Source organism: Streptomyces sp. WAC05292, assembly GCF_003949955.1.
GTDB lineage: Bacteria > Actinomycetota > Actinomycetes > Streptomycetales > Streptomycetaceae > Streptomyces > Streptomyces globosus.
Map to the genome: position 1 here is coordinate 1 of NZ_RPSE01000495.1, position 3,861 is coordinate 3,861.

A 3,861-nucleotide genomic window follows, 5' to 3' on the forward strand; every position below is an offset into this window, starting at 1 on the left:
CCTGAACCCCGAAGTCGTAGTGCCGCCCCCGCCCCCGGCCCCGGCCCCGGCCCCGGGCCGGGGCCGCGGGCACGGCGGGGGCGGCCCGTGTCAGCGCGCGGCTTCCGCCGCGCGGCGGCGGCTTGCGGCAACGAGCAGGCCGGCGCCCGCGCCCAGCGCGGCGGCTCCGGCTCCCGCCGCGACCGCGAGCTGGGCGTTGGCGCCGGTGCTCGCGAGCGGGCCCGAGCCGCCGGCCGGCGTGGCGTTGCCGCTGCTCGTGGTGGCGTGGGCCCCGCCGGAACCCGAACCGGAGCCCGAGCCGTCGGCGCCGGCCCCGGCGCCGTTCCCGGAGCCGCCCTTGCCGCCGCCGTCCTTGCCGCCGCTGCCGCCACCCGCGACCTTGTCCTTGTCGCGGGCCGTGTGCTGCCCCGTCGCGAGGAACTCGGCGCGGTCCGCGGGCGTTCCCTTCAGGGCGGCGTTCGCGGCCTTCTTCAGCTCCGGCCCGGCATCGGCGAGCATGGCCCGGATCAGGGCGGTGTTGTCGGCGTCGCGCAGCTCGTGCTGGGTGGTCGTGACGAACGTGCGCAGCTCCGCCGGGGTGGGGTTCTTCTCCAGCAGCGCGACGATGGCCGCCTTCAGGCTCGGCCCGGCGTCCTTCAGCGCGCCCAGCAGCACGACCCGGTCGTCCTCGGCACGGACCTTGTGCTGCCCGGTCTCGACGAACGCGCGGACCTCCTCCCGCGTCCCGCCGTCCAGCAGCTTGCCGACCGCCTTGGTGATGCCGGGGCCGGCGCCCTTCAGCATCTTCACCAGCTCGACCTTGTCGTCCTCGAAGCGGGCGACGTGCTGCCCGTTCTGCAGGAACTCCGTGATCGCCTCCCGGGTGTTGGCGTCCAGTGCCTTGTCGGCGGCCGCACGCACCGCCTTGCCGCCTGCCTCCCCGATCCGCGCGACGCGCACCCGGTCGTCCTCCAACTGCTCCCGGGCCCACTCCACTTCCAGGAAGTGCCGCATCTCCGCGGCCGTTCCCTTCAGCGCCTTCTCGGCGGCCTCGCGGACGCCCCGCCCGCTCGTCGGGTCCGCGAGGATGGCCTGGATCGCGGCCCGGTCCTTCGCGGCCTGCGGGTCCTCGTCGGGCTTCGGCGCCGTCGGGCCGTCGGTGCCAGGGGCGGTGTCGGGGGCGGTCGGGGACGCCGGCAGGCCCGGCGCCGTCGTCGTGGCGCCGGCGGCGAAGGCCGGCGAGGCGATCAGGACGGCCGGGGCCATCGCGGCCGTCGCGGCCGTCGCCACGATCGAGGCGATCCGGGGCAGCTTCACAGAAACAGTCCGTTCTTCACACGTGTGATCATCTTCAGTTTTCGAAGGATACGGTCACCCCGTCCCGGGAGGAGACCCGCGCGGCCTCCAGCACCGCCAGGCACCGCGCCGCCTCGTGCGCGCTCACCGGCGCGGGGCCCCCGTCGCGCAGCGCCGCCGCCACGGCCGCGTAGTACGCCGGGTAGTCGCCCGGCAGCGTCGGCACCGGAGTCCCGCCGCCGGTCGCGGGGGACTCCCCGGACCCCAGCCGGCCCCACAGGTGTTCCGGCTCCACACCCCACGGGGCGCCGGTGTTCCCGGGCCGGTGGCCGTCGCGCAGGGCGGCCTCCTGCGGGTCCAGGCCGTACTTGACGTACCCGGCGCGGGAGCCGAGGACGCGGAAGCGCGGGCCGAGCTGCGCGGCGGTCGCACTGACGTACAGGTGAGAGCGGACGCCGCTCTCGTGCGTGATCGCGATGAACGTGTCGTCGTCCGCCTCGGCGCCCGGCCGGCGCACGTCCGTCTCCGCGTACACGGCGGCGGCCGGGCCGAACAGGACCAGCGCCTGGTCCACGACGTGGCTGCCCAGGTCGTACAGCAGCCCGCCGATCTCCTCGGGGGCGCCGGACTCCCGCCAGCCGCCCTTCAGCTGCGGGCGCCACCGCTCGAAGCGGGACTCGAAGCGCTGGACCTCGCCCAGCTCGCCGTCGGCGATGAGGCGGCGCACCGTCAGGAAGTCGTTGTCCCAGCGGCGGTTCTGGAACACCGACAGGAACGTTCCCGTCCGGTCGGCGAGCCCGGCGAGTTCGCGCGCCTCGGAGGCCGTTCCGGCGAGCGGCTTGTCCACGACGACGGGGACGCCGGCGGACAGGGCCGCCGTCGCGAGCGGGACGTGCGTCTTGTTCGGGGAGGCGACGACGACCAGGTCGACGGCGCTGCCGCCGCTCCACAGCTCCTCGGCGGACGCCGTCACCCGCACGCCGGGGTATTCCTCCTCGGCCTGCGCCCGGCGCGCCGGGTCGGAGGTGACGACGGTGTCGAGGACGAGCCCGTCGGTCGCGGCGACCAGCGGGGCGTGGAAGACGGACCCGGCGAGGCCGTAGCCGACGAGGCCGACGCGGAGCGGCCCCCGGCCGGCATACGGGGACGGGGAGGCGGGGGAGTCCGGAACGGTGGGGTTCATGCCCTCCACTTTGGCAACAGTGTTGCCTAAGTGCAAGGAAGAGGGACAATGGCCTGGTGGAACGAGGCAGCGTCACCCCCATCGACACCAGCAGGAACAGCCGGGAGCTGCCCGGCGCGAACCTGGGGGTCCTCCGCGGCCACAACGACGCCCTCGTCCTCGGCCTCCTCCGCGCCGCCGGCCCCGCCGGCCTCGGCCGCGCCGACCTGGCCGCCCGCACGGGCCTCACCCCGCAGGCCGTCAGCAAGATCACGGCCCGGCTGCGCGCCGAAGGCTTCGTCGCGGAGGCCGGCCGCGGCGCCTCCACCGGCGGCAAGCCGCGCACCCTGCTGAGGCTCGCCGCGGACGCCCGGCACGCGGTCGGCGTGCACGCCGACCGGGACGAACTCCAAGCGGTACGGGTCGACCTGGCGGGCACCGTCGTGGACCGGCTCCGCACCCCCCTCGACTTCGCGGCCGGCCCGGACGCGGTCGCCGCCGCCGTCGCCCGCGCCGTCCACCGGCTGGCCGGATCCGCCGGGGCGCAGGCCCTCGCCGGCGTCGGGGTCGCCGCCCCGGGCCCGCTCGACTGGCGCACCGGCGTGATGGGACGGGTCACGGGCCACCCGGAGTGGGACGGGCACCCGCTGCGGCAGGCCGTCGCGGACCGGCTGCGGCCCGAGGGCGGGAACGGGAACGGCGACGGGGAAGGGGAAGGAGACGGCGGCCGGGGCTGGGGCCCGCCCGTTGTGCTGGACAAGGACACCAACGCGGGCGCCGCCGCCTCCGGCCCCGACTCCGGGACCTCCCTCTACCTGCACCTCGGCACCGGCCTCGGCGCCGGCATCCGGCTCGGCGGCGAGGTGCACCGCGGGCCGCGGTCCGCGGCGGGGGAGTTCGGGCACCAGGTGCTGCTGCTCGACGGCCCGCCCTGCCGCTGCGGTGGCCGCGGCTGCGCCGAGGTGCTGTGCCTGGCGGCCGTGGCCCGCGGGGACCTGCCCGAGGCGGCCCGGATCCTCGGCGAGGGCGCCGCGAACGCCGTCGCCCTGCTCGATGCCGACCGGGTGTGGCTGGGGGGACGAGTGGTGCAGCAGGCGCCGGAGGTTTTCACGGAGGGCGTCCGGCATGCCCTGGCCGCCCGTGCCTTCGGAAGCCGCGCCCCCGAGGTCGCCACGGCCCGCGCGGGCGTGGCGGAAGGCGCTGCGGAACTGGCCCTGGCGCCGCTGTTCGGCCGTACGGCGTGACGGGTCACCGGCCGGGCGCGGCCGGCCACCCGTCACGGCGTACGGCCGCACAGCGGCGCCAGGGCCGGTTCCGGCCCGCCATCCGCCAGGCCCGCGCGGGCCGTCGCGACCTCGGGGGCGCGGCTTCCGAGGGCACGGGCGGCGAGGGCATGCCGGACGCCCCCCGTGACAACCCCCAGC

At 77.1% G+C, this 3,861-nt stretch carries 3 protein-coding genes; 1 reads left to right on the plus strand and 2 read right to left on the minus strand.

What is annotated here, in order from left to right; translation table 11 throughout:
- Positions 1-90 precede the first annotated feature (90 nt).
- Both EF903_RS29905 and EF903_RS29910 read right to left on the minus strand, forming a co-directional pair.
- Positions 91-1,296 (minus strand): ALF repeat-containing protein, encoded by a 1,206-nt coding sequence (locus EF903_RS29905; RefSeq protein WP_125548130.1) that lies wholly within the window; start codon positions 1,294-1,296, stop codon positions 91-93.
- A gap of 34 nt (positions 1,297-1,330) precedes the next feature.
- Positions 1,331-2,458, minus strand: a complete 1,128-nt coding sequence (locus tag EF903_RS29910; RefSeq protein ID WP_125548131.1) for a Gfo/Idh/MocA family oxidoreductase — start codon at positions 2,456-2,458, stop codon at positions 1,331-1,333.
- A gap of 56 nt (positions 2,459-2,514) precedes the next feature.
- On the opposite strand from EF903_RS29910, the gene EF903_RS29915 reads away from it, so the two are divergent.
- Positions 2,515-3,681: an ROK family transcriptional regulator gene (locus EF903_RS29915; RefSeq protein WP_260616105.1), complete on the plus strand. Its 1,167-nt coding sequence runs from the start codon at positions 2,515-2,517 to the stop codon at positions 3,679-3,681.
- Positions 3,682-3,861 lie beyond the last annotated feature (180 nt).